The sequence below is a fragment of the Streptomyces alkaliphilus genome (assembly GCF_014141535.1).
Classification (GTDB): Bacteria; Actinomycetota; Actinomycetes; order Streptomycetales; family Streptomycetaceae; genus Streptomyces; species Streptomyces alkaliphilus.
Genome location: NZ_VKHT01001738.1, coordinates 1 through 446, shown reverse-complemented (window position 1 = coordinate 446; position 446 = coordinate 1). Strand labels below are relative to the sequence as shown.

Here is a 446-nt window from a genome sequence, read left to right as displayed (position 1 = left end):
GGCTTATTGTATGAGGGGGGTGAGGGTGTTCTGCACCGGGTTGGCGGTCAGCCGGAAGGCGAACTCGCGTCCGAGCGCGATGCGGTCCAGGAGGGGGGTGTAGTCGCGGATGGCGGCGTGTTCACCGTCCGCGTCGGGCCAGCCGGCGCTCTCGACGATGTGCGTCCAGTCCGGTTTGGACCGGCTGAGGACGAAGAGGTGGGGGCGGTGGGGGTTGTCGGCGTCGAGTCGCCAGAGCACCCGCTCGGAGTCGGGGGTGCCCGGGATGCCGCCGGCCACCGCGCCGTGCATGGCACGGGGGTTGGCCAGGAGGGTGCGGCTCATGGCCCGCAGCGGGTTGATGCGGATGCGGGAGAGGTAGGTCATGGTGATCACCAGCCCAGGAGGGCGAAGGGGTCGTGCCCGGTGCCGTCCTCCGGGCTGTCGGGGGTGTCCCGCCCGGTGGG

1 pseudogene is annotated in these 446 nt (G+C 71.5%); it reads right to left on the bottom strand.

Going from position 1 to position 446, the window contains the following annotated elements:
- Positions 1-15: 15 nt before the first annotated feature.
- Positions 16-366, bottom strand: a pseudogene (locus FNQ90_RS26550) (type I-E CRISPR-associated protein Cas6/Cse3/CasE); the annotation flags it as partial.
- Positions 367-446 lie beyond the last annotated feature (80 nt).